Below are 23439 nucleotides of genomic sequence, written 5' to 3'. Positions count from 1 at the left end.
CCCCGCCATGCCCAGATCCGGACGCCTGACCACCACGGCCGCCGTCCTCGCCGTGATATCCGCGCTCGCCACCGCCTGTACGGGGCAGAGCTCCGACACCGCCGCCGACGACCCGAAGGCGGACGTGACCCTCAATTTCTGGCACGGCTGGTCCGCTCCCGGCGAGGTCGAGGCGATCGAGGAGAACATCGCCCGCTTCACGAAGGCGCACCCGAACATCAAGGTCCAGGTCACGGGCAACATGACCGACGACAAGATCAACCAGGCGCTGCGGGCCGGCGGCGACAAGGCCCCCGACGTGGTCTCCTCCTTCACCACCGACAGCGTCGGCAAGTTCTGCAACTCCCGCGCCTTCACGGACCTGAACCCCTTCCTGCGCAAGTCCGGGGTCGACAAGGCCAAGGTCTTCCCCAAGACCCTGCTCGAATACACCCAGTTCGACGGCAACCAGTGCACGCTGCCGCTGCTCAACGACGCCTACGGCCTCGTCTACAACAAGACCGCCTTCGCCGCCGCCGGCATCACCGAACCCCCCAGGACCTGGAGCCAGTTCGCCGAGGCCGCGCAGAAGCTGACGAAGCCCAAGGGCGACTCGTACGAGCAGGTCGGGTTGATGCCCACCTTCCACGGCTACGAGACCACCCCCATGCGGCTCGCCGCGCAGTGGAGCCCCACCTACTTCGGCGCCGACGGCTCGTCCAACCTGGCCGAGGACCCGGCCTTCGCGAAGATGCTGACCGCGCAGCGCGACCTGGTCGCCCGGCTCGGCGGCTACGAGAAGCTGGAGCGCTTCCGGAGCACCTTCGGAGACGAGTGGAGCGCCGAACACCCCTTCCACACCGGCCAGGTGGCCATGCAGATCGACGGCGAGTGGAGGGCGTCGATGGCCAAGGAGGCCGGTGTCACCTTCGAGATCGGCACCGCGCCGCTGCCCGTCCCCGACGAACAGGCCGCCGACTACGGCAAGGGCTACCTCTCCGGCACGATCATGGGCATCGCGGCGGGCAGCAAGAAGCAGAACGCCGCCTGGGAGCTGGTCAAGTACATGACCACCGACACCGAGGCGGTCGTGGCCTTCGCCAACGCCATCCACAACGTGCCCTCCACGCTGGCGGCCCTGGAGTCCCCGCAGCTCCAGGTGAGCCCGGAGTTCAAGACCTTCCTCGACATCGCGCGGCATCCGAAGTCCAGCACCACCCCCGCCCAGGCCGACGGCGGCACCTACCAGCTGACCTTCACCGACTTCGCGTACGCGGTCGAGAAGGGCGAGGTGGCCGACGTCCCGGCCGGCCTCGCCAGGACGGACCAGCAGATCGACACGGACATCGCGAAGGCGAAGTAGCCCCGATGACCTCCCCCACCCTGCGGACCAAGCGCCGCCGCTCCGCCCTGCGGACCGCGGCCTTCATGTCGCCCTGGCTGCTCGGGTTCTGCGTCTTCTTCGCCTACCCGCTCCTGTCCACCGTGTACTTCTCCTTCACCAAGTACGACGGCTTCCGCCAGCCCGCCTTCAACGGCCTGGACAACTGGGCCTACGTCTTCACCGACTATCCGCTGTTCTGGCCCGCCCTGCGCAACACCCTGTGGCTGGTCGTGGTGATGGTCGGCTGCCGGGTCCTCTTCGGCTTCGGCGTCGGTCTGCTCGTCACGAAGATCAAGACGGGCACCGGGATCTTCCGGACCCTGTTCTACCTGCCCTACCTGGCGCCCCCGGTCGCCGCGACCCTGGCGTTCGTCTTCCTGCTCAACCCCGGCACCGGCCCCGTCAACACCCTGCTGGACTCGGTGGGGCTGCCCACCCCCGGCTGGTTCACCGACGCCGACTGGTCCAAGCCCGCCCTGACCGCCCTCGCGCTGTGGGGAGTGGGCGACCTCATGGTCATCTTCATGGCCGCGCTGCTCGACGTACCGAAGGAGCAGTACGAGGCCGCCGAGCTGGACGGGGCCGGGGCCTGGGCGCGGCTGCGGCACATCACCCTGCCGAACATCACGCCGATCATCCTCTTCGCGGTGGTCACCGGGATCATCCAGGCCATGCAGTACTACGCCCAGCCGCTGGTGGCGGGGAAGGTGGCGGCCGGCGTGATCGGCGGCTCGGGCCAGCAGTTCGAGCCCGGCTACCCGGACAAGTCCACCCTGACCCTTCCCCAGCTCGTCTACAACCTCGGTTTCCAGCGCTTCGACTACGGCACCGCGTGTGTCGTCGCGCTCGTCCTGTTCGCCCTCTCCATGGCTTTCACCGCGTTCCTGATGCGGCGCCGCGGCGGACTGATCGGAGCAAGTGAATGAGTACGCGCAGCAAGGGCCGCAGGGCGGTCCTGCACTGGATCGGGGTGCACTCGCTCGGCGTGGCCGCCGCCCTATTCTTCGTCCTGCCCTTCGTCTTCCTCTTCCTCACCTCGCTGATGGGGGACCGGCAGGCGCTGACGCGCGACCTGTGGCCGGACACCTGGGAGTGGGGCAACTACGCCACGGTGTGGCACACCCCGGGCTTCCTGACCTGGTGGCGCAACACCCTGTTGTACGCCGGACTGGGCACCCTGTTGACCGTGGTCTCCTCCGTGCCCGTCGCGTACGCCCTCGCCAAGTTCCGCTTCCGCGGGCGGCGGCTCTCGCTGCTGCTCGTGATCGCCATGATGATGCTGCCGCCCCAGGTGGTGGTCATACCGATGTACCTCTTCTGGGCCAAGCAGCTCGACCTGTCGGGCACCCTGTGGCCGCTGATCATCCCGATGGCCTTCGGCGACGCCTTCTCCGTCTTCCTGCTCCGCCAGTTCCTCCTGACCATCCCCGACGAGTACCTGGACGCGGCGCGCGTCGACGGCTGCGGGGAGGTGCGCACCCTGCTGCGCGTCGTCCTGCCGATGGCCCGGCCGGGGATCGCCGCCGTCGCGCTGTTCCAGTTCTTCGCCGCGTGGAACGACTACTTCGGTCCGCAGATCTACGCCTCCGACAACCCGGCCGCCTGGACCCTCAGCTACGGGCTGGAGTCCTTCAAGGGGGCGCACCACACCAACTGGAACCTGACCATGGCCGCGACCGTGCTGGTCATGGCCCCGGTGATCGTCCTCTTCTTCTTCGCCCAGAAGGCGTTCGTCGAGGGAGTCACCCTGACCGGCGTGAAAGGCTGACAACGGATGAAACTCGCAGTGGTGGGCGGCGGTTCCACCTACACCCCCGAGCTGATCGACGGCTTCGCACGGCTGCGCGACACCCTGCCGGTCAGCGAGCTCGTGCTGATCGACCCCGCCGCCGAACGGCTGGAGCTGATCGGCGGCCTGGCCCGGCGGATCCTCGCCCGGCAGGGACACCCCGCGCGCGTCAGCACCACATGCGACCTGGACGCGGGGGTCGCCGGGGCCGACGCGGTCCTGCTCCAGCTGCGCATCGGCGGCCAGGCGGCCCGGCTGCAGGACGAGACGTGGCCGCTGGAGTGCGGCTGCGTCGGCCAGGAGACCACGGGCGCCGGCGGCCTCGCCAAGGCGCTGCGCACCGTCCCCGTCGTCCTCGACATCGCCGAGCGGGTCCGGCGGGCCAGCCCGGACGCCTGGATCATCGACTTCACCAACCCCGTCGGGATCGTCACCCGGGCCCTGCTCCAGGCCGGCCACAAGGCCGTCGGGCTGTGCAACGTCGCCATCGGACTCCAGCGCAAGTTCGCGGCCCTGCTCGACCTGGCTCCGGCCGACATCCACCTGGACCACGTGGGGCTCAACCACCTCACCTGGGAGCTGGGCGTGCGCCGGGGCGGCCCGGACGGCGAGGACCTGCTTGCGGACCTGCTCGCCGCGCACGGCGAGGCCATCGCCGCGGACCTGCGCCTGCCGCGCGCGGTCCTGGACCGGCTCGGCGTCGTCCCGTCGTACTACCTGCGCTACTTCTACGCCCACGACCAGGTCGTACGGGAAATGGGCGCCAAGCCCTCGCGGGCCGCCGAGGTCGCGGCGATGGAGCGGGAACTGCTCGCCCTGTACGGGGACCCCGCGCTGGACGAGAAGCCGGCGCTGCTGGCGAAGCGGGGCGGGGCCTTCTACTCGGAGGCGGCCGTGGACCTGGCGGCCGCGCTGCTGGGCGACGGCGGGCCGGCGGTCCAGGTGGTCAACACGCTGAACGACGGCACCCTGCCGTTCCTCCCCGACGACGCGGTGATCGAGGTCCAGGCACGCGTCGACGGCTCCGGCCCGGTCCCGCTGCCGGTGCCCCGGCTGGACCCCCTGTACGCCGGGCTGGTCTCGCACGTGAGCGCGTACGAGGACCTCGCGCTGGACGCGGCGCTGCGCGGCGGGCGCGAGCGGGTCGCCAAGGCGCTGCTCGCGCACCCGCTGGTCGGCCGGTTCGACGTGGCCGAAGGGCTGACGGACCGGCTCCTGGCGCACAACAAGGAGTACCTGCCGTGGGCGTGAGCCGGCCCGCCGTGCTCGCGGTCGACGCGGGCAACAGCAAGACGGACGTGGCGCTGGTCGCCGCCGACGGCACGGTGCTGGGCACCGGCCGGTCCGGGGGCTTCCAGCCTCCGCGCCACGGCGTCGAGGCGGCGGTGGACGTCCTCGGGCAGGCCGTCGCCGAGGCCGCGGCGGCCGCCGGGCTGCCGGCGCCGGTGCCCGGAACCCCGTATGCCGCCCAGGTGTCGGCGTGCCTGGCCAACGCCGACCTGCCGGTGGAGGAGCGTCGGCTCGCGGAGGCCATCGGCGCGCGCGGCTGGGGCGCGGCCACCGCGGTGCGCAATGACACCTTCGCGGTCCTGCGGGCCGGCGTGGACGAGCCGCGGGGGGTCGCGGTGGTGTGCGGGGCGGGCATCAACTGCGTCGGGATGACCCCCGACGGGCGGACGGCGCGCTTTCCCGCGATCGGCCGGATCTCCGGCGACTGGGGCGGCGGAGGCGGTTTGGCCGCGGAGGCCCTGTGGCACGCGGCCCGGGCCGAGGACGGCCGGGGCGAGGCGACGGAGCTGGCCCGGGCGCTGCCCGCGTACTTCGGCCGGGACTCGATGGCCGCGCTGATCGAGGCGCTGCACCTGGGCGGGATCCCGGCCGCGCGGCGTCATGAGCTCACCCCGGTGCTGTTCGCGGTGGCGGCGGCCGGGGACGCGGTGGCGCTGTCGCTGGTGCACCGGCAGGCGGACGAGGTCGTGGCCATGGCCGCGGTCGCGCTGGGCCGCCTGGGGCTGCTGGGCGAGGAGGTGCCCGTGGTACTGGGCGGCAGTGTGCTGGCGGCCCGGCACCCGCAGCTGAACGACCGGATCCGGGCGGCCCTCGCCGAGCGGGCCCCGCGCGCCCTCGTCCGCGTGGTGACGGCCCCGCCGGTGCTGGGGGCGGGGCTGCTCGGCCTGGACGCGCTCGGGTCCCCGCCCGAGGCCCACGGAAAACTCCGTGCCCATTTCGGATGAACCTGCCCCCACAGCCGCCGGGTCTGGAACCGTGGCGCTCGCGCAGACGTATTCAGGGCTAGAAGGCCCAGTGGTGCCGGCCGGGTCTCCGCGGGAGCGGATCGCCCGCGAACCGGTACCAGGTGCTGTGGCCGCTCGGCACTACGGCCATACTGCTGCGCAGGGGGTACCTTCCGGCGGTTGTCCGGGGGGACGACAGGACCGAGGGGGAGGTCACGGTGGCGATCACATCACGTGCGCCCGCGCCCGGGGGCGGTGTTTCCGTGCCGCCCGCCGCGGCGCCGGCGCCGCCGCCCGTCGCACCGCCCGGGCGGAGCACCGCCTGGGCCGAGGGCGTGGAGCGGCTGCGCGAGGCCGCGACCACCGAGCCCGGCCGGCTGCGGATCATCGGCGCCGCCCTGGCCGCCCTGATCGTGCTGTTCGGCGCGGTGAGCGTGGTGCAGATCTCCGACCGGGCCTCGGCGGCCGACGACGTGGTGGGCCGCAGCCAGCCGCTGAGCGCGGACGCGGCGAGCATCTACCGCTCCCTCGCGGACGCCGACACGACCTCCTCCAGCGGGTTCCTCCTGGGCGCCCAGGAGCCGCGCGAGGTCCGCCAGCGCTACGAGAAGGACATCGCCAACGCCTCCAGGCTGCTGGTGAGCGCGGCCGCCAACGCCGGCGGCAACGCGGACTCCCGCGAGCAGATCACGCTGCTCAGCGAGCAGCTGCCGCGCTACACGGGCCTGATCGAGCAGGCCCGGGCCACCAACCGGCAGGGCCTGCCGCTGGGCGGCGCCTATCTCCGCTACGCCAACGAGCAGATGACGACCCAGCTGCTGCCCGCCGCACAGCGGCTGTACGAGGCGGAGACCGCCCGGCTCTACACGGACCACGACGACGCCCGGTCCTGGCCCCTGGCCTCGCTCGGTACGGGCCTGCTGGCGATCGGCGCCCTGGTGTGGGTGCAGCGGCGCAACTACCGGCACACCAACCGGGTCTTCAACCACGGGCTGGTGGCCGCGACGGCCGCCTCGGTGGTGGTGCTGCTGTGGCTGGCCGTGGGGCACACGGTGGCGCGGTCCTCGCTGAGCGAGGCCCGGGCGGACGGGCAGGAGTCGATGAAGGTGCTCAACGACGCCCGGATCGCCTCCCTCCAGGCGCGTGCCGGTGAGAACCTCACGCTGATCGCGCGGGGCGCCGTACTGGCCGAGGACAAGAAGTCCGACAAGTACGACGTGGACTTCACGAACAACATGAAGCAGCTGGACGCCGGCCTGGCGGTCGCGCTGCGGCTGGCCGACGACAAGGCCGGCCGGGAGCCCGTGAGCCAGGCCGTCGGCGGCGTCGAGCAGTGGAAGCAGCGGCACGCGGCGGCCCGGGAGGCGGACTTGAAGGGCGACTACGAGGCCGCGCTGCCCCAGGTCGTCGGGGACGAGACGCACAAGGAGAGCAGCGGGGCCGCCTTCGACACGGTGGACGCCTCCCTGGAACAGGCGGTGGCCCACGAACAGCGCGAGTTCACCCGGTCGGCCCGGGACGGCCTCGACGCGCTGGGCGGTCTGGTGGCGGGATCGGCGGCCCTGGTGGTCCTCGGTGCGGCAGCGGCTCTGCTCGGTATCGGGCGCCGGCTTTCGGAGTACAGGTGAGAGCGATGCGGATACGGGCGGGGCGGGCCGCGGGCCACGCGGGGTACGAGGGCCGTGAGGGCCGTGAGGCGCACGGGGCGGCCGGGGGCGCGGCGCCCGGGCTGCGCCGGGCCGCGGGCCGGTTGCGCGGCTGGGGCGGGGTGAGCGCGATGGCCGCGGCCTGCGCCATGACGGCCGCGCTGGCGCTGCTGCCGCTGGCCCACGCCGCGCCGGACACCGGCCGGCCGGCGGCGGTCCGCGAGCCCGCGTCGCTGGCCGCGGCCCCCGCCACGCCGTGGGTGCTCTCCGACACCTGTGCGGACCCCGAGGCCAGCCTGCGCCCGTCGGGCGTGGACGGGGCGGCGATCGCGCGGATCAAGGCTGCGGGCAAGCTCGTCGCGGGCGTGGACCAGAACAGCTTCCGCTGGGGCTACCGCAACCAGACGGCCGAAGGCGGCCTCGACGGCTTCGACATCGACCTGGTCAAGGCCATCGCCAAGGACATCCTCGGCGACGAGAACGCGGTCATCTACCGGGCCATCCCCACCAGCCAGCGGGTCCCGGCCCTCCAGGAGGGCCGCGTCGACATCGTCGTGCGCACCATGACCATCAACTGCAAGCGGCTGGAGGACGTCGCCTTCTCGACGGCCTATTTCGAGGCCGGGCAGCAGGTGTTGGTCCCCAAGGGCTCGCCGATCACCGGCTACGACTCCTCGCTGAAGGACAAGCGGATCTGCTTCGCGGCCGGTTCGACGGCGCAGGCGGCGCTGACGTCCCAGCCGTACGGGTCGGTGCCGGTCACCGTGGCCAACCAGCTGGACTGTCTGGTCCGGCTCCAGCTGGGCGAGGTCGACGGCATCATCACGGACAACGCCCTCGCGGCCGGCCAGGCGGCTCAGGACCCGTCGGTGCGGCTGGTGGGCTCGCCCTTCACGCGAGAGTTCTACGGTGTGGCGATGAACAAGGACGCCTCCGATCTGGTCCGCCGGGTCAACAAGGTGCTGGAGAACTACCGGGCGGGCGGCAGCGGCAGCCCGTGGATGAACTCCTACCGCAAGCACCTCGAGCTCGTGCTGCCCGGTGTGGCGGCGCCGCCGGCGCCCAAGTACCGGGACGGCTGAGGCCGGTGGCGGTTTCGGGCACGGGACGGGGCGCAGGACCGGGCGCGAGGCGGGACACGGAGGCGACAGCGGAAGCGGAGGCACAGTCGGTGGAGCCGGGGTCGGCATGGATGGACCGGGACGAAGTCGACCGCGCCCTGGTCCGGCTGGGCGCGGAGCACGAGGCCGTGGAGACCTCGCTGCTCGCCCTCCAGGACCACGCGGGGCGCAGGCTGCTGGAAGGCGCCGCGCTGACCGGGGTGACCAAGGAACGGTGGTCGGCCGCCGACGCGGACATCACCCGGCTGTGGACGTACTTCGACGCCTACAGCGGGGCGCTGACCGCCGCCCGGGAGGTCCGCGAGCGGCGCCGCTGGCCGAACCGCGACGACCTGATCGAACTGACCGAACGGCTGCGCGGGCCCGGGGTGCTGATCGCCGGGGCCGCGGCGGAGGGCGTCGCGCTCGCGGAGCGGCTCTCCCTGGCCGAGCTGGTGGCCCGGATGAACGCGCTGTACGCGAGCTCCCTGGACGTGGTGGTCGCCGCCGACGCGGTGTGGTCGACGCTGCCCGCCCGGATCGACCTGCTCGCCGCCGAACTGCACCGCACCCGCTCGCTGGCCCACTCGGTGGGCGTGCGCCCGGGCGAACACCCCTCCGGCGACGACCTGGAGGACATCACCGCCGAGCTGACGCTGCTGCGGGAGCAGGTGATCGCCGATCCGCTGGCGTTCTGGCTTCCGGCGACGGGCAGTTCGGCGCCCGGCGGCGGCCGTCCGGACACCGGGCGCTACGACCGGGCCGCGCTCGCGCTGGAGGACGTACGCCGCGAGGTCGAGGCGGTGCTGGACGTCCGGCAGGACTCCGAGCAGCGGCTGATCAGCCTGCGGGACGTGCTCTCGCGGGCCGACCGGACCCTGGCGGAGGCGCGGACGGCACGCGGCGAGGTGCTGGCGAAGATCGCCGCGTCGGAGGTGCCCGCGGTGAGCGGACCGCCGACGGTCCTCCAGGAGCAGCTCGCGGCGGCGGCCGAGCACCGGCGCCACTCCCGCTGGCACCGGCTCTCGCCGCTGCTGGAGTCCCTGGAGGAGCGGGCCGAGGAGGAACTGCGCCGGGCCCGTGAATCGTTGACCGCCGTGACGGCTCCGCTGGCGGTGCGGGCCGAGCTGCGCGGGCGCCTGGACGCGTACAAGGCGAAGGTGGCCCGGCACGGCCTGGCGGAGGACCCGGTGCTGATCGAGCGGTACGACGCCGCCCGGCGGATGCTGTGGAGCGCGCCCTGCGACCTGCGGGCCGCCGAGCAGGCGGTCCTGCGCTACCAGCAGGCGGCGGCGGAGTCCCTGGCGCCGCAGCAGCCGCGACCGCAGGACCAGCGGCCGCACTACGAGGAACAGCGGCCCGAGGGGCCGGGGAAGGAGGACGCATGAGCCTGATCGCGACCACGTGCGTTCGTCCCGGCTGCCCGGGGGCGTACGAGGACATGGGCGGCGGCGAGCTGTACTGCGACACGTGCGGCCTGGCGCCGGTCGGCGCGGTCTCGGCGGGCGCGGAGGAACTGGTGTCGCCGCCGACCGGGATGACGAGCGCGGCCCGTGGCTCACTGGGTTCCGGCGGGTCCCGGGGGTCCAGGGGGTCGCAGGGGTCACACGGTTCGGCGCGCTCCTCGGCCTCGGCGCGCTCCTCGCGGTCCTCCACCTCCCGCCGCTCGGTGTCGGGGCGGCTGTCCCGGGCCCTGTCGGGGACCGCGTCCACCCGGTCGGTGTCGGTGCGCAGTTCGGGCTCGGCTTCGTCCTCGGGGCGCAGCCGGCTGGGGGCCGGGCTGGTCAACATGCCGGAGGTGCCGCGGCCGAACCCCTCGACGGCGGTCCTGGACAACCCGGAGGTGCCGGAGCGCAAGCGGTTCTGCTCGCGCTCGGACTGCGGGGCCCCGGTGGGGCGGGCCCGGGGCGACCGGCCGGGCCGGACGGAAGGGTTCTGCACCAAGTGCGGGCACCCGTACTCCTTCGTGCCCAAGCTGAACGCCGGCGACGTGGTGCGTGGTCAGTACGAGGTGGCGGGCTGTCTGGCGCACGGCGGGCTGGGCTGGGTGTACCTGGCGGTGGACCGGGCGGTCGCCAACCGGTGGGTGGTGCTCAAGGGCCTGCTGGACACCGGGGACCAGGACGCGATGGAGGCCGCGATCTCGGAGCGGCGCTTCCTCGCGGAGATCGAGCACTCCAACATCGTGCGGATCTACAACTTCGTGGAGCACCTGGACCAGCGGACCGGTTCGCTGGACGGCTACATCGTCATGGAGTACGTCGGCGGCAAGTCGCTGAAGGAGATCGCGAACGAGCGGCGCCGGCCGGACGGGCGGCGTGACCCGCTGCCGGTGGAGCAGGCGTGCGCCTACGGCATCGAGGCGCTGGAGGCGCTCGGCCACCTGCACAGCAGAAACCTTCTGTACTGCGACTTCAAGGTCGACAACGCGATCCAGCAGCAGGACCAGCTCAAGCTGATCGACATGGGCGCGGTGCGGCGGATGGACGACGTGGAGTCGGCCATCTACGGCACGGTGGGCTACCAGGCCCCGGAGGTCGCGGAGCTGGGCCCGTCGGTCGCCTCCGACCTCTACACCGTGGCGCGGACGCTGGCCGTGCTGACCTTCGATTTCCAGGGCTACACCAACGTCTTCGTGGATTCGCTGCCGGACCCCGAGCACATCGAGGTCTTCAGACGGTACGAGTCCTTCTACCGGCTGCTGGTGCGGGCGACCGACCCGGACCCGGGGCGGCGGTTCGCCTCCGCGCAGGAGATGGCGGACCAGCTGACGGGCGTGCTGCGGGAGGTCGTGGCCCTCCAGACGGGCCGGCCGCGGCCGCAGCTGTCGACCCTGTTCGGTCCGGAACTGCGCGTCCCGGACACCCGGCTGTTCGCCGACGCGGCGGGAACGGCCGTGTCCCGCCTGGGCTACCGCGCGCCCGCCCCCCGGCGCGGTGGCGGGCTCCTCGGGGCGCTGGGCCGCGGCCGGACAGCGACCGGGGCGTCCGCGCCCGCCGGGACGGCCCTGCCCGCGGACCCGGGCGGCGCGGCCCTGCCGCCAGCGGCCGCCGCCCCCTGGACACCCGGCGGCGCGCCCGTCCCCGGGGCGCCCGCGACGCCGGTCCCGCCCGGGAATCCCGCCGGGGCGCCGCTGCCCGCGCTTGGGAGCGCGGCCACGCACGTGGCGGGCGCGCCGGTGCCCGGTCCGCGGGCCGCGCCCGCGGGCCCGCTGCCGCCGTCGGCTCCGGCCACGGGCAGGGGTGCGGGCACGGGCACGGGCACCGGAGCGGGCTCCGCCCTTGGCGACGGACCGTCAACCGTGTCTCCGCTGGCCCTCGCGGGGGCGACCGCCCGCGACACCGCGCTGGCCCTGCCCGTACCGCTGGTGGACGCGGGCGACCCGAACGCCGGTTTCCTGACCGGCCTGCTGGCCTCAGTGCCGGGCGAGCTGCTGGGCGCTCTGGGCGCGGCGCCGGCCGATTCGGCGGAGCTGCGGCTGCGGGAGCTTCGGGCCCGCCTGGAGCTGGGCGAACTGGCCGAGGCCTCCCGGACCCTGACGGAGCTGGAGGCCCGCCATCCCGACGACTGGCGGGTGGTGTGGGCCCGCGGCATCGCCTCGCTGGCCACCGGGGACGACGAGGTGGCCGCCCTGTCCTTCGACGCGATCTACGACGCCTTCCCGGGCGAGCCCGCGCCGAAGCTGGCCCTCGGGGTGTGCGCGGAGGTCCTGGGCCAGCTGGACAACGCCGCCGAGTACTACCGCCTGGTGTGGATCACCGACCCGGGGTTCGTGAGCGCGGCCTTCGGGCTGGCCCGGGTCCAGCTGGCCGCCGGTGACCGGGACGCGGCCGTGCGCACGCTGGAGTCCGTGCCCGAGGCGTCCATCCACTACACCGCCGCGCGGGTGGCCGCCGTACGCGCACGTCTGCGCGACCGGTCCCCCGAGGAGCCGCTGCTGGCCGACCTGGCGGCCGCCGCCGACCAGGTGGAGGCCCTGCGCCGGTTCGGGCTGGACCCCGAACGCCAGGAGCGTCTCGCCACGGAGGTTCTGGGCGTGGCCCTGGACTGGGTACTGTCGGGTAGCCGGGGTTCCGACCCCGGCCGGACCTCGCTGCTCGGCAGTCAACTGGACGAGCGGGGCCTGCGCTTCGGACTGGAGCGCTCGTACCGCGTGCTCGCACGGCTGGCCCGGCGTGGCGAGGAGAGGATCGAACTGGTGGAGCGGGCAAACCGTTTCCGTCCCCGGACGTGGGTGTGATTGATGTCGATGCATCGGCTGTCGGGCTGCCCCAGCTGCGCGGAACCCCTGGAGGAGGGTGACCGTTTCTGCGGCGTCTGCGGCTACGCCGTGACCACTCCTCCCCCGGCCGCGTCGGGGGACCACCCGACCGTCCCCCTCCCGACGGCTCCGCCGGCTCCCCCGTCCCCGCCGGCGTCGCCGGTCGCCGCGGGCGGTTACGGGGCCCCGGCCGCGGGCGGTTCCCGCGCCGGCGCCGAACCCGCCCCCGGCTGGGGCAGCGTCGCGGCGGCCGCGCCGACGCTGGTCGGCGAACCGGGCGGCTGGGCCGCCACCCCGCCGGAGCCCGGGCCGGAGGCGGAGCCGACGCCCGCGCCTGCGCCCGCGCCCGCGCCTGCGCCCGCGCCGAAGGCGGAGCCGGAGCCGGTCCCGGTCGCCCAGGCCCCGTGGGCGGCCGTCGGCCACGAGAATCCGTACGGCCCCGGAACGCCTCCGGAAGGAACTCCGTGGGGCGCCGCGCAGCACCCGTACGGCACGGCTCCCGACGGCCCGCAGGCCCGGTACGACCTGCCCGGCGGCGGGCGGACTCCCCCGGACGGGACTCCTCCGGGCGCTCCTTCGGGCGGGGCTCCCTGGGGCGCCACCGAAGGCCTGTACGAGAGCAGCGAGAGCGCATCCGGCGGGCACGCCGTCACTCCCGGCGGGCCCAGCGCTCCGGCCGAGGCACCGCAGGGCGGCGGCGGTAAGACCTGCGTCGCCTGCCGGGCCGGCCACGTGGACACCGACGGGTACTGCGAGCACTGCGGGCACGCGCAGCCCCGGGAGCGCGACCACCTGGAGGAGGAGCTCGGGAGCGTCGCGGCCGTCAGCGACCGGGGGCTGCGCCACCACCGCAACGAGGACTCGTTCGCCGTGTCGGCCACCGCCCTGCCCGACGGCTCCGCCGCCACCGTGGCGATCGTCTGCGACGGCGTCTCCTCCGCGAGCCGCCCCGACGAGGCGTCGGCCGCCGCGGCCGGCGCCGCCAACGAGGCGCTGCTCGACGCGCTTCCGCGCGGGGCGCACCCGCAGGAGGCCATGCACGAGGCGATCCTGGCCGCGGCCGCCGCGGTCAACGCCCTGGCCCCGCAGGTCCCCGGCGCGCAGAACGCCCCCGCCTGCACCCTGGTCGGCGCCGTCGTCAGCGGCGGCCTGCTGACCATCGGCTGGGTGGGCGACAGCCGTGCGTACTGGGTGCCCGACGACCGCGCCGCCCTGCCCCGCCGCCTCACCGAGGACGACTCGTGGGCCGCCCAGATGGTCGCCGCCGGTCTGATGGGCGAGGCCGAGGCCTACGCGGACGTCCGCGCGCACGCGATCACCGGCTGGTTGGGGGCGGACGCGTACGACCTCGAACCGCACACGGCGACCTTCAAGCCGGACCACCCCGGCGTGATCGTGGTCTGCACCGACGGCCTGTGGAACTATGCCGAGTCCGCGCGGGAGATGGCCCAGGTGCTGCCCGTGGACGCCGCCACCCGCCCGCTGCACAGTGCGCAGGTACTGGTGGGGCACGCCCTCGACGGCGGCGGACACGACAACGTCACCGTGGCGATCGTGCCGTTCGCCGCGCACCCCGAGCAGGAACCGGGACCGGAAGCGGAGCCGCGCCCGGCAGCACAACCGGAACCGGAAGCGCGCCCGCAGGTCTGACCCACCAGACACCCCCTAGGAGTCCCACCGATGGCGAACTTCGCCAAGCCGAGCGCCCCGCGCTTCAGCGTGGAGGTGTACCAGAACGAGTTCCTCCCCGAGGGCGGGCGGGACGTCCACGCCATCGTCACGGTCACCTCCACCGGCGGCGCCACCGCCACCCGTGCCACGCCCGTCGACGGCTCCGCAGCCGTCGTCATCATGGTCGACTGCTCGGGGTCCATGGAGTACCCGCCGGACAAGATGCGCGGCGCGCGCGAGGCCACGGCCGCCGCCATCGACACCCTGCGCGACGGCACCTCCTTCGCCGTGATCGCCGGTACGCACGTGGCCAAGGAGGTCTACCCGGGCCAGGGCCGCCTCGCCGTGGCCGACCCGGCCACCCGCGCCCAGGCAAAGGAGGCCCTGCGTGGGCTCAGCGCCGGTGGCGGCACCGCCATCGGTACGTGGCTGCGCCTCGCCGACGGCCTGCTGCGCCGGGCCCCCGCCGTCATCCGTCACGGCATCCTGCTCACCGACGGCCGCAACGAGCACGAGGAGCCGGAGGCCCTGCGGGCCACCCTCGACGCCTGCGCGAGCCGCTTCACCTGCGACGCACGCGGCGTGGGCACCGACTGGGAGGTGAAGGAGGTCACCGGGATCGCGAGCGCGCTCCTCGGCTCCGCCGACATCGTGGCCGACCCGGCCCACCTCACCGAGGACTTCACGCGCATGATGGAGAACGTCATGGGCAAGGAGGTCGCGGACGTCGCGCTGCGCCTGTGGACCCCGGTCGGCGTGGAGATCCAGTACGTCAAGCAGGTCGCACCGGCCGTCCAGGACCTGACGGAGCGCCGCACGCAGGCGGGCCCGCGGGCCGGTGACTACCCGACCGGGTCGTGGGGCGACGAGTTCCGCGAGTACCACGTGTGCGTACGGGTCCCGAGCGCGACCGTGGGCCAGGAGATGCTCGCCGCCCGCGCCTCGCTCGTGCTGCCGGGCGCGGCGGGCGAGCCCGCGACGGTCCTCGCCCAGGGCCTGGTGCGTGCGGTGTGGACGAACGATCTGGCCGCCTCCACCGCCATCAACCCGCAGGTCGCGCACTACACCGGGCAGGCGGAGCTGGCGCAGGCCATCCAGCTGGGACTCGAAGCCCGCAAACTGGGCGATGTGGACGGGGCCACGGCCAGGCTCGGCCGCGCCGTTCAGCTGGCGAGCGCCTCCGGAAACGCCGACACCGCGAAACTCCTCGCGAAGGTGGTGGATGTCGTGGACGCGGCTGCGGGTACTGTGCGGCTGAAAGCGAAGGTCGCCGATGCCGACGAGATGACTCTTGAAACGCGTTCGACACAGACCGTCCGAGTGAAGAAGACCTGAGAAGACCTGACGCGATGACGCAGGGAGAAGAAGGGGGAAGCGCCGCCATGCCGACCTGCCCGAACGGGCACCAGTCCGCCTCCGACGACTGGTGCGATGTCTGCGGCCACCGCATGGCCGCCCCGGCGGGCGCGCCCGCGGCGCCCTCCTACGGCTACGGCTACCCCCCGGCCGCCGGTGAGCCGACCGCCCAGGCCGAGCTCTGCCCGCAGTGCCGGACCCCGCGCGAGGCCATGGCCCCGTTCTGCGAGGAGTGCCGGTACAACTTCCTGACGCGCACGCCGACCTCCTACGCCCCGCCGGTCCCGGACCACGCGCCCCAGGGGACCGGCGCGGGCGGGCCGCCGCCGCCCCCTCCGCCGCCGCCCGTGCCCGCTCCCGGGAACTACGCGCAGGACCACTTCGAGTACCAGGGCTCCCGGCCGTCCCGGGTCAACCGCCCGGCCGAGCCGCTCCAGCGCGAGGACGACTGGCTGCTGCCGCCGCCCGCACCCGAGCCGGCGCACGAGTACAACCAGCCGCAGTACCAGCAGCAGCCGCCGCCTCAGCAGCAGTACCAGCAGCAGCCCCCGTACCAGCAGCAGCCTCCGCAGCAGCAGCCGTCCCACCAGCAGCCTCCGCAGCGGCAGCCCCTCCCGCCCCAGGCCGGTGCCTGGAGCGCGACGATCGGCCCCGACCGCTCGTACTTCATGGCGATGATGCAGCGCAGCGGCCCCGAGGCGGCCGGGCTCAACCTGCCCGCGTACTCCCCGGAGCAGCACCTCGCGCTGTCCGGCGGCCAGATCACCATCGGCCGCCGCCGCGCCTCCACGGGTGAGTCCCCCGACATCGACCTGTCGGTGCCCCCGGAGGACCCGGGCGTCTCCCACCAGCACGCGGTCCTGGTCCAGCAGCCGGACCTCAGCTGGGCGGTGGTGGACCAGAACTCCACCAACGGCACCACGATCAACGGCGGCGAGGAACCGATCCAGCCCTACGTGCCCGTCCCGCTCGCCGACGGCGACCGCGTCCACGTGGGCGCCTGGACCACGATCACCATCCGCCGCGGCTGATTCAGGCCTCGCCCAGGGGCCACACGTAGGGCCCCTGGGGGTCGTCGAGCCACGCCCACTGGCCCCCGGGGCCGACCGTCACCCCGAAGCGCTCGCGGGCCGGCCGGCCCTCGCTGCGCCACAGGTCCAGCGCCTCGCGGGGGTGCAGTACGCCCGCGGTCAGCACGAGCATGAACTGGAAGCGCTCGTTCTCCACCAGCTCGTACGGAAGCCCGTGCGCCGGGTCGGCCGGATCGGGCGGTGGCTGCGCCGTGGCCCCGCGCAGCGGGACGAAGTACGCCGGCGTGTGGAGGAAGCGGCCCTCGGCGAAGTCGGCGTCCCGCACCGTGAGCGCGATCAGCCCGGTCGACAGCGGAGCCAGGATCCGTGCCCCCGGCCGGCACTGGGCGAGCCAGGCGTGCGGGATCAGCGGCAGCGTGCACGTCACCAGGATCCGGTCGAAGGGGGCTCGCGCGGGGCAGCCGCGCGCCCCGTCCCCGGTGACCACGGCCGGGTGGTAGCCGAGCTGGGCCAGGTGCGCCCGCGCCGACTCGGTGATCTCCTCGTCCAGGTCCACGGTGGTGACGTGCTCGTCGCCGAGCCGGTGGCAGAGCAGCGCCGCGTTGTACCCGGTGCCCGCGCCGATCTCCAGGACGTCGTCGCCGTCGCGCACGTCGAGCGCCGCCAGCATCTTCGCCATCAGGGACGGCTGGCTGCTGGAGGAGACCAGGCGGCCGTCGCGCAGCCGCGTGGCGAGGGGGGTGTCCACGTAGACGCCGCGCAGCCAGCGGGCCCGCCGCTCCGGGTCGGGGTCCTCGGCCCAGAGCCGCTCGTGACCGGCGCCGCGGCCGGTCCAGAAGTAGGGCACGAAGACGTGCCGGGGCACGGCTTCGAAGGCCGCCCGCCAGCGCGGGTCCTCCAGCACCCCGGCGGCGGCCAGCTCCCGTACCTGGGCGGCGTGCGCGGTCTCCCGCAGGTCCCTGATCCCGGTGCGGGGGGTGGTGCGAAAGGTGTGTGCGCCCATGCCTCCACTGTCCTGCGGGCGGCTCCCGCATGCGAGCCCGGGCGGGGCAGGGGAGGGGTCCTAGGACTCGGGTCCTCCGTCCGGGCGTCTGAGACGATGGTCGGGTGAATGAGATTCCGCGGGGCACGCTTCAGGAGCAGACCTTTTACGAGCTGGTGGGCGGCGAGGACACCTTCCGCCGTCTCGTCCGGCGTTTCTACGAGGGGGTCGCGCAGGACCCGCTGCTGCGCCCGATGTACCCGGAGGAGGATCTGGGGCCCGCCGAGGAGCGGTTCGCCCTGTTCCTGATGCAGTACTGGGGCGGTCCCACCACCTACAGCCAGCACCGCGGGCACCCGCGCCTGCGGATGCGGCACGCACCGTTCCGCGTGGACGCGGCGGCCCACGACGCCTGGCTGAAGCACATGCGGGTGGCGGTGGACGAGCTGGGCCTGGCGCCGGAGCTCGAAGCGCAGCTGTGGAAGTACCTGACGTACGCCGCCGCGTCGATGATCAACACGGCGGACTAGGTCGTCTCTTCCGGATCTTGTCGGTCAAGCCCGCGTCGTCCGGTGCCGTGCATCGCAAGGCGGAGGGGCGCCCGTGTACGGGACGTACTCGGGCACCCCGACAACGCGGCGAGGTGCGGTGCCGGGCGGCGCGGGCCCGGCCAGATCCGGAAGAGACGGCCTAGACGCCGCACTGGCCCGGGGGGCCGACGGATCGGGCGGCCGGGGGCCGCCGGTTCAGACCGGCCGGACCTGGAAGGCGCCCAGGCCGCCGGTGGCGCCGGGGCGACGGGTGGCGACCGAACCGTACGGGGTGCGCAGCCGCAGCCAGCTCCCGGCGGCGAGCAGCGCCAAGGGCTCGGGCCCGGCGGACGCGGGCGCGGCGGACGCGGGGGCGGCCACGGTGGCCCGTACCGGCCGCAGGAAGCCCAAGGAGTGCGCCGCGTGCACGGCGCGCAGCGGGAGCTCGGTGTCGCCCAGGCAGCGGGACCAGATCTCGCGGCCGATGCGGTCGCGTTCGGAGCGGGTCCGGTGCTGCGGGGGCAGAGCCTCGTCACGGGCCCGGAACTCGGCGATGGCGGCCGCCACCGCGCGCCCCATGGCCTCGGGGCCGGGCAGCCCCGCGAGCTGCCGCCAGCCCCCGCGGGGCGGGAGCACCCCGGTCCAGGGCGGTCCGGTGACCGCCCGGGGCACGGTGACGGCGGCCGAGGCCTCGTCCACCGACTCCAGCAGCTCACCGGCGGACACGGTCACGTCCAGCGGCGCCGCGACGGGTGCGACGAGCCGCACCGTGCGGATGGCCAGGACGTCGAAGGACGGCGGCCTCCCGAAAACGGCGACCGCGCCGCCCCCCGCCTGAAGGCGGACCGCGGCGGCGCGGTCGTAGTGCACCAGCCGCCCCAGGAAGGCGGCGAGGTCCGCCGCCTCCCCGGAGTCGGCGAAGTGCAGCTGCTCGTTCATGCCGCGAGGCGCCCTTCGGAGCCGTGCCGGACCTCGGGCGCGTCGAGGTACTCCTCCAGGAAGCGCCTCTCCTCGGCCGTGATGCGGCGGGGCCGCCCCGCGGCGAGGTCGTAGGGCACGACCACGGTCTCGGCGCGCACGTAGACCGTCTCGGGCGCGTCCGCGGTCGCCTCGTCCTTGACCTCGTAGCGGATGGTCAGCGAGGCGGCGCCGATCCGGGTCACCCAGGACTCGATGAGGACCGGCTCGTGACGGTGCACGAGGGGCAGCTTGTAGTCGATCTCGTGACGGGCCACGACGGAGCCGCCCGTGAACGATTCGCTGCCCTCCCCCGGCGCGAGGCGGAACATGAAGTCGATCCGCGCCTCCTCCAGATAACGGAGGAAGACGACGTTGTTGACGTGCCCGAAGGCATCCATGTCCGCCCAGCGCAGGGGGCACCGGTAGTGGTGTCTGGCCATGACCGCTGCCTCAGCCTCGCGTGAGCTTCTTGTAGGTGGCACGGTGCGGGCGGGTGGCGTCCGCACCGAGACGCTCCACCTTGTTCTTCTCGTACGACTCGAAGTTGCCCTCGAACCAGTACCACTTGGACTCGCCCTCGTACGCCAGGATGTGCGTGGCGACCCGGTCGAGGAACCAGCGGTCGTGGGAGATGACCACGGCCGCACCGGGGAATTCGAGCAGCGCGTTCTCGAGCGAGGACAGGGTCTCGACGTCGAGGTCGTTGGTGGGCTCGTCGAGGAGCAGCAGGTTGCCGCCCTCCTTCAGCGTCAGCGCCAGGTTGAGGCGGTTGCGCTCACCACCGGAGAGGACACCGGCGGGCTTCTGCTGGTCCGGGCCCTTGAAGCCGAAGGCGCTGACGTACGCGCGCGACGGCATCTCGACCTGGCCGACGTTGATGTAGTCCAGCTCGTCCGACACGACCGCCCAGAGGGTCTTCTTGGGGTCGATGTTGGCGCGGCTCTGGTCGACGTACGAGATCTTGACGGTGTCGCCGACCTTGATGGCTCCGGAGTCCGGCGTCTCCAGACCCTGGATCATCTTGAAGAGCGTGGTCTTGCCGGCGCCGTTGGGGCCGATGATGCCCACGATGCCGTTGCGGGGCAGGGTGAAGGACAGGTCGTCGATGAGGACCTTGTCACCGAAGGCCTTCGAGAGGTTGTTGACCTCGACCACGATCGAGCCCAGACGCGGGCCCGGCGGGATCTGGATCTCCTCGAAGTCCAGCTTCCGCATCTTGTCCGCCTCGGCCGCCATCTCCTCGTAGCGGGCCAGACGTGCCTTGGACTTGGTCTGACGCCCCTTGGCGTTGGACCGCACCCACTCCAGCTCTTCCTTGAGGCGCTTCTGGCGCTTCTCGTCCTTGCGGCCCTCGACCTTGAGACGGGTGGCCTTCTTCTCCAGGTAGGTGGAGTAGTTGCCCTCGTAGGGGTGCGCGCGGCCGCGGTCGAGCTCGAGGATCCACTCGGCGACGTTGTTCAGGAAGTAGCGGTCGTGGGTGACGGCCACGACGGCGCCCTTGTACTGCGAGAGGTGCTGCTCCAGCCAGTTCACCGACTCGGCGTCGAGGTGGTTGGTGGGCTCGTCGAGGAGGAGCAGGTCCGGGGCCTCGATCAGCAGCTTGCAGAGCGCCACGCGGCGCTTCTCGCCACCGGAGAGGTTGGTGACCGGCCAGTCGCCGGGCGGGCAGCCCAGGGCGTCCATGGCCTGCTCCAGCTGGGCGTCGAGGTCCCAGGCGTTGGCGTGGTCCAGGTCCTCCTGGAGCTTGCCCATCTCGTCCATGAGCGCGTCGGTGTAGTCGGTCGCCATCAGCTCGGCGACCTCGTTGAAGCGCTTGAGCTTGCCCATGATCTCGGCGGCGCCGTCCTGGACGTTCTCCAGGACGGTCTTGGACTCGTCGAGCTTGGGCTCCTGCATGAGGATGCCGACGGTGAAGCCCGGCGTGATGAAGGCATCGCCGTTGGACGGCTGCTCCAGGCCCGCCATGATCTTCAGAACGGTGGACTTACCGGCGCCGTTCGGGCCGACCACACCGATCTTCGCGCCGGGCAGGAAGTTCAGGGTGACGTCATCAAGAATCACCTTGTCGCCGTGCGCCTTGCGCGTCTTGCGCATGGTGTAGATGAACTCAGCCAAGAGAAACCGTCCGGCAGATCGATGAGTGGGCAGATACACCCCATCTTGCCAGGCGTCCATAGCCCGGGGGAAACGCGTATGGTCCGGAGGCCCTGACCTGGGGTCCAGCGCCAGGGACAGCGCACGGTCCTGGTCGTCGTTGGTCGTCGACGGCCGTCCCTGGGCCACCTCTGACGGCCCAAGGACGGCCGAGCCTCGGACCGCACGACCCGCCTTCATGCAGGTGGGGCCTACGGCCGCTGCTGTACGACGCCCGCCGAAGCGAGCGCGTCCGCGACGGCATCCATGGCGACCACGACGACGTCCGCGCCCGCCTCGGCAAGGGGCGGTAGCGGGACTCCGGAAATCCGACCAATATGGGAAGGAAGGTTCTTCAAGCGTGCTTCCGCGCGATTCCTCCCGCTTCGGCGAAACGGTGACCGCGTGGGCAGGAGGCACCGAGATGATCACTCCGGTACAGATCGCCACCGTGTTGGACCACTCGGTCCATGACGCCGATGGAAACAAGATCGGCGATGCCAAACACGTCTTCCTCGATGCCGTCACCGGCCGGCCCGAGTGGGTCAGTGTCAAGACGGGTCTGTTCGGCGCCAGGGAATCTTTCGTTCCCCTCCGTGAGGCCACCGTGGTCGAGGACCACCTTGAGGTTCCCTACGCCAAGGACACGGTCAAAGAGGCCCCCAATGCCGACGTCGACGCCGGGGGCGCCCTCTCGGCTGACGAGGAACACCGCCTGTACAAGCACTACGGCATCAAATGGGAGGACGGCGGGAAGCAGGGCGGCCAGCCCGGCCAGGGCAGAGGGACCCGCACCGACTCCCGGGCCGTCACCGACGCCTCCACTGCGGAGGCCTCGCTCGGCTACGACGACACGACCGCCTCAGGCATCGCCCGCAGCGGCAAAGAGGACGTCGACACCAGCGCGCCCCAGTCCGATTACGACGACACCACCGCCTCAGGCATCGCCCGCAGCGGAACAGCGCCCGCCCAATCTGACAGCTCCGAACGGAGTGAGGCAACGGCAGACTCCGAGGAACAAGGGCGCGCCGACACCGACTCCCGGGCCGTCACCGACGCCTCCACTGCAGAGGCCTCGCTCGGCTACGACGACACGACCGCCTCAGGCATCGCCCGCAGCGGCAAAGAGAACGTCGACACCAGCGCGCCCCAGTCCGATTACGACGACACCACCGCCTCAGGCATCGCCCGCACCGGAACAGCGCCCGCCCGATCTGACAGCTCCGAACGGAGTGAGGCGACGGCGGACTCCGAGGAACAAGGGCGCGCCGGCACGGAACAACCTGGTACAGGGCGAGCACGGCTCCGTATGTACGTGGCTCCCGAAGAGCGGCGAACGTAACTGGACGGACCGAGCGGCGAGGGGCGGACCCGCAAGGCGGTCAACAGCGTGCTGAAGCGGCCCGGTGGGGCGCTCGACGGCCCACGGACGGCCCAGGCGGCATGAGACGCCCCCCGGCTCGGGGTTCCATCGCAGGTGGGGGGCGGTTTTTCGTCATCCGATGGCCAGTAACACCCCATCTTGCCGTACGTCCATACCCGCGGGCGAATGGGTAGGTCAGAGGCGTTGAGCTGGGGCGCGGCCGGTGCCTCCCGGCAGGCGCGGGTCACCGCCGGTCGTCGCTGGTCGCCGCTGGTCGCCGCTGGTCGCGTCCCGCAGCGGTGCGCAGGGGTCCGAAATCCGCACGCGGGCGGCGCACCGCGGGGCAGGATGCCGCTGACATGACGGTTTCGGTCGGCCAGGGGGTTCAGTGGGAAGCGCGCTCATCGGATTGGCGGCGGCAGTGGTGGGAGTCACCGGCACGCTCGTCGCGTCCGTCCTGTCGCAGCGCCTGACGGCGCGCGTGCAGGCGGAACAGTTCACCCGCCAGCAGCAGGTGGCCGAAACTCAGTGGCTCCGGGAGCAGCGGGTGGTCGAGCTGACCCGTCGGCGCGAGGGCTACACGAATGCCAACGCGGCCATCCGCCGCTACCGCACCCATCTCCTGAACTTCCTCTGGATCGTGCACAAGGGCGCGGTGACGGCGGAGGCGAGGGAGACGGTCGAGGAGGCCCGGCGCGATCACCACTCCGTCCTGGCCGAGGCCCAGATGGTGGCGTCCGGAGCGGTGCTGGCCGAGCTGAACGACATGACGAAGTCCCTCTCGGAGACCTACCGCCGGATCATGTGCCTGGAGGAGGGCGATCCCGATCCGGACGGATCGTTCGACGAGATACGGGGGGACTTCGCCCGGATCTGGGAGCAGTGGGAGAAGATGCTCGGCGCGATGAGGGCTGATCTCGGTGTGGAGGACCGTCCGGCCGCGCCGGCCATGTCGGCGGCGGCGACCTCTGCGCCCTGACCGCCGGGAGACGGCCACGGGGGACGGGGCGGACGGGGTGG

The 23439-nt window shown here is 72.9% G+C and carries 19 protein-coding genes; 15 read left to right on the top strand and 4 right to left on the bottom strand.

Annotated features, from left to right (window positions below; all coding sequences use genetic code 11):
* Positions 1 to 7: 7 nt before the first annotated feature.
* The 12 genes from AC07DU_RS16945 to AC07DU_RS16890 all read left to right on the top strand — a co-directional run bounded on the left by AC07DU_RS16945 (position 8) and on the right by AC07DU_RS16890 (position 16451).
* Positions 8 to 1342: an ABC transporter substrate-binding protein gene (locus tag AC07DU_RS16945; RefSeq protein WP_479112070.1), complete on the top strand. Its 1335-nt coding sequence runs from the start codon at positions 8 to 10 to the stop codon at positions 1340 to 1342.
* Between the two features lie 5 nt (positions 1343 to 1347).
* The gene (locus tag AC07DU_RS16940) at positions 1348 to 2289 is read left to right on the top strand and encodes a carbohydrate ABC transporter permease (protein ID WP_479112068.1); all 942 of its coding nucleotides are present in this window, start codon (positions 1348 to 1350) and stop codon (positions 2287 to 2289) included.
* Positions 2286 to 3131, top strand: coding sequence for a carbohydrate ABC transporter permease (locus AC07DU_RS16935; protein ID WP_479035225.1), 846 nt, complete (start codon positions 2286 to 2288; stop codon positions 3129 to 3131). The genes AC07DU_RS16940 and AC07DU_RS16935 overlap by 4 nt, the downstream gene beginning before the upstream one ends.
* 6 nt (positions 3132 to 3137) lie before the next feature.
* Positions 3138 to 4403 carry a 6-phospho-beta-glucosidase gene (locus tag AC07DU_RS16930; protein WP_479112066.1) on the top strand — a complete coding sequence of 422 codons (1266 nt, stop codon included), beginning with the start codon at positions 3138 to 3140 and terminating at the stop codon, positions 4401 to 4403.
* The gene (locus AC07DU_RS16925) at positions 4394 to 5386 is read left to right on the top strand and encodes an N-acetylglucosamine kinase (protein ID WP_479112064.1); all 993 of its coding nucleotides are present in this window, start codon (positions 4394 to 4396) and stop codon (positions 5384 to 5386) included. Before AC07DU_RS16930 ends, AC07DU_RS16925 begins: the two co-directional genes overlap by 10 nt.
* A 218-nt stretch (positions 5387 to 5604) precedes the next feature.
* Positions 5605 to 7014 carry a hypothetical protein gene (locus AC07DU_RS16920; RefSeq protein WP_479112062.1) on the top strand — a complete coding sequence of 470 codons (1410 nt, stop codon included), beginning with the start codon at positions 5605 to 5607 and terminating at the stop codon, positions 7012 to 7014.
* Between the two features lie 5 nt (positions 7015 to 7019).
* Complete coding sequence (locus tag AC07DU_RS16915) at positions 7020 to 8114, top strand: glutamate ABC transporter substrate-binding protein (RefSeq protein ID WP_479112060.1); 1095 nt, start codon at positions 7020 to 7022, stop codon at positions 8112 to 8114.
* Between the two features lie 110 nt (positions 8115 to 8224).
* Positions 8225 to 9520 carry a hypothetical protein gene (locus tag AC07DU_RS16910; protein WP_479035213.1) on the top strand — a complete coding sequence of 432 codons (1296 nt, stop codon included), beginning with the start codon at positions 8225 to 8227 and terminating at the stop codon, positions 9518 to 9520.
* Positions 9517 to 12372: a serine/threonine-protein kinase gene (locus AC07DU_RS16905; protein ID WP_479112058.1), complete on the top strand. Its 2856-nt coding sequence runs from the start codon at positions 9517 to 9519 to the stop codon at positions 12370 to 12372. Before AC07DU_RS16910 ends, AC07DU_RS16905 begins: the two co-directional genes overlap by 4 nt.
* Before the next feature lie 3 nt (positions 12373 to 12375).
* Positions 12376 to 14043: a PP2C family protein-serine/threonine phosphatase gene (locus AC07DU_RS16900; RefSeq protein WP_479112056.1), complete on the top strand. Its 1668-nt coding sequence runs from the start codon at positions 12376 to 12378 to the stop codon at positions 14041 to 14043.
* 30 nt (positions 14044 to 14073) lie between these two features.
* On the top strand, positions 14074 to 15399 hold the full coding sequence (locus AC07DU_RS16895) for a vWA domain-containing protein (RefSeq protein ID WP_479112054.1): 1326 nt from the start codon (positions 14074 to 14076) through the stop codon (positions 15397 to 15399).
* A gap of 14 nt (positions 15400 to 15413) precedes the next feature.
* Complete coding sequence (locus AC07DU_RS16890; RefSeq protein WP_479035202.1) at positions 15414 to 16451, top strand: FHA domain-containing protein; 1038 nt, start codon at positions 15414 to 15416, stop codon at positions 16449 to 16451.
* 1 nt (position 16452) lies between these two features.
* On the opposite strand, the gene AC07DU_RS16885 is transcribed toward AC07DU_RS16890, so the two are convergent.
* On the bottom strand, positions 16453 to 17454 hold the full coding sequence (locus AC07DU_RS16885) for a methyltransferase domain-containing protein (protein WP_453371413.1): 1002 nt from the start codon (positions 17452 to 17454) through the stop codon (positions 16453 to 16455).
* Positions 17455 to 17558: 104 nt separating this feature from the next.
* On the opposite strand from AC07DU_RS16885, the gene AC07DU_RS16880 reads away from it, so the two are divergent.
* Positions 17559 to 17963, top strand: coding sequence for a globin (locus AC07DU_RS16880; RefSeq protein WP_360892718.1), 405 nt, complete (start codon positions 17559 to 17561; stop codon positions 17961 to 17963).
* Between the two features lie 216 nt (positions 17964 to 18179).
* Here AC07DU_RS16880 and AC07DU_RS16875 read toward each other — a convergent pair whose 3' ends face one another.
* Genes AC07DU_RS16875 through ettA form a run of 3 tightly spaced genes read right to left on the bottom strand, consistent with a single transcriptional unit; the run spans position 18180 to position 21038 of the window.
* Complete coding sequence (locus tag AC07DU_RS16875) at positions 18180 to 18902, bottom strand: DUF8010 domain-containing protein (protein ID WP_453371412.1); 723 nt, start codon at positions 18900 to 18902, stop codon at positions 18180 to 18182.
* Positions 18899 to 19363: an acyl-CoA thioesterase gene (locus AC07DU_RS16870; RefSeq protein ID WP_453371411.1), complete on the bottom strand. Its 465-nt coding sequence runs from the start codon at positions 19361 to 19363 to the stop codon at positions 18899 to 18901. The genes AC07DU_RS16875 and AC07DU_RS16870 overlap by 4 nt, the downstream gene beginning before the upstream one ends.
* A 10-nt stretch (positions 19364 to 19373) precedes the next feature.
* Positions 19374 to 21038, bottom strand: a complete 1665-nt coding sequence (gene ettA / locus AC07DU_RS16865) for an energy-dependent translational throttle protein EttA (RefSeq protein ID WP_479112051.1) — start codon at positions 21036 to 21038, stop codon at positions 19374 to 19376.
* Positions 21039 to 21417: 379 nt separating this feature from the next.
* Here ettA and AC07DU_RS16860 point away from each other — a divergent pair, with 379 nt between their 5' ends.
* Both AC07DU_RS16860 and AC07DU_RS16855 read left to right on the top strand, forming a co-directional pair.
* Positions 21418 to 22398 carry a PRC-barrel domain-containing protein gene (locus tag AC07DU_RS16860; protein ID WP_479112049.1) on the top strand — a complete coding sequence of 327 codons (981 nt, stop codon included), beginning with the start codon at positions 21418 to 21420 and terminating at the stop codon, positions 22396 to 22398.
* Positions 22399 to 22807: 409 nt separating this feature from the next.
* Positions 22808 to 23398 carry a hypothetical protein gene (locus tag AC07DU_RS16855; protein WP_479112046.1) on the top strand — a complete coding sequence of 197 codons (591 nt, stop codon included), beginning with the start codon at positions 22808 to 22810 and terminating at the stop codon, positions 23396 to 23398.
* Positions 23399 to 23439: the final 41 nt, after the last annotated feature.

The sequence above is a fragment of the Streptomyces sp. NPDC045695 genome, from assembly GCF_056432025.1.
Note: the sequence above shows the minus strand (reverse complement) of the source record. Positions and strands in the feature narration are given on the sequence as shown.

Excerpts from the sequence above, each read along its gene's own strand:
- AC07DU_RS16910 (WP_479035213.1), top strand. The coding sequence starts at position 8,225 with ATGGACCGGGACGAAGTCGACCGCGCCCTGGTCCGGCTGGGCGCGGAG.
- AC07DU_RS16930 (WP_479112066.1), top strand. The coding sequence starts at position 3,138 with ATGAAACTCGCAGTGGTGGGCGGCGGTTCCACCTACACCCCCGAGCTG.
- AC07DU_RS16875 (WP_453371412.1), bottom strand. The coding sequence starts at position 18,902 with ATGAACGAGCAGCTGCACTTCGCCGACTCCGGGGAGGCGGCGGACCTC.
- AC07DU_RS16895 (WP_479112054.1), top strand. The coding sequence starts at position 14,074 with ATGGCGAACTTCGCCAAGCCGAGCGCCCCGCGCTTCAGCGTGGAGGTG.
- AC07DU_RS16915 (WP_479112060.1), top strand. The coding sequence starts at position 7,020 with ATGCGGATACGGGCGGGGCGGGCCGCGGGCCACGCGGGGTACGAGGGC.
- AC07DU_RS16935 (WP_479035225.1), top strand. The coding sequence starts at position 2,286 with ATGAGTACGCGCAGCAAGGGCCGCAGGGCGGTCCTGCACTGGATCGGG.
- AC07DU_RS16945 (WP_479112070.1), top strand. The coding sequence starts at position 8 with ATGCCCAGATCCGGACGCCTGACCACCACGGCCGCCGTCCTCGCCGTG.
- AC07DU_RS16900 (WP_479112056.1), top strand. The coding sequence starts at position 12,376 with ATGTCGATGCATCGGCTGTCGGGCTGCCCCAGCTGCGCGGAACCCCTG.
- AC07DU_RS16905 (WP_479112058.1), top strand. The coding sequence starts at position 9,517 with ATGAGCCTGATCGCGACCACGTGCGTTCGTCCCGGCTGCCCGGGGGCG.
- AC07DU_RS16890 (WP_479035202.1), top strand. The coding sequence starts at position 15,414 with ATGACGCAGGGAGAAGAAGGGGGAAGCGCCGCCATGCCGACCTGCCCG.
- AC07DU_RS16940 (WP_479112068.1), top strand. The coding sequence starts at position 1,348 with ATGACCTCCCCCACCCTGCGGACCAAGCGCCGCCGCTCCGCCCTGCGG.
- AC07DU_RS16870 (WP_453371411.1), bottom strand. The coding sequence starts at position 19,363 with ATGGCCAGACACCACTACCGGTGCCCCCTGCGCTGGGCGGACATGGAT.
- AC07DU_RS16885 (WP_453371413.1), bottom strand. The coding sequence starts at position 17,454 with ATGGGCGCACACACCTTTCGCACCACCCCCCGCACCGGGATCAGGGAC.